Source organism: Oleiphilus sp. HI0123 (genome assembly GCF_001635315.1).
The window spans coordinates 1-684 of record NZ_LWGE01001025.1; the positions used below are offsets into that span (position 1 = coordinate 1).

Sequence of the window (684 nt, forward strand, 5' to 3'; positions counted from 1 at the left end):
ATAAAAGTATTGACATCCCCCTGTGTCAGGATAGTTGTCGCCTCTGTTAATTTTTAATAATTGAATAGGAGGCGGTAAGAGAATATGAGTGAAGCATTATTCAAAAGAGTTTAAAGAAGCCATTGTTAAGAAGTGGCTTGAAAGTGGGTTATCATTAAGAACGTTTTCAGCCCAGGAAAACATAAACCTATCCACCTTGTATTCCTGGCGAGATAAATTTCAATTACCAGGTTCAAGTGTGACAAAAAGTAGTAGTCCAGATAACTGGTCTCCAGAAGCAAAGTTTTCAATTGTTCTGGAAACCGCCATGATGTCGGAGATAGAGCTAAGTGAGTATTGCCGAGAAAAAGGGCTGTACCCTGATCAGGTGAAGCAATGGAAACAATCTTGTATTAACAACAATATGACTGAGGCTCAGCGTAAGAAACAGGAAGCTGCAGAGCGCAAAGCAGATAAGAAGCGTATTAAGCAGTTAGAGAAGGAGCTAAAACGCAAAGATGCAGCACTTGCTGAAACTGCTGCATTGTTGGTGCTCAGAAAAAAGCTCAATGCCTACTGGGGGGAAGACGAGGACAGCTAACCATGCTTCCAGATAGGCAATATTATGTGGAGCTGATTGATGAAGCCGTTAGTGCTGGAGCCAGAAGAGTGAAAGCCTGTGAGCTAATAGGCTTATCGCTTCGG

Annotated in this window: 1 protein-coding gene; it reads left to right on the top strand. The window is 42.3% G+C overall.

Features of this window, described 5'->3' with window-relative positions:
* Positions 1-88: 88 nt before the first annotated feature.
* Entirely contained in the window at positions 89-580 is a 492-nt protein-coding gene (locus A3761_RS08865; RefSeq protein ID WP_068510155.1) for an IS3 family transposase, read from the top strand.
* Positions 581-684: the final 104 nt, after the last annotated feature.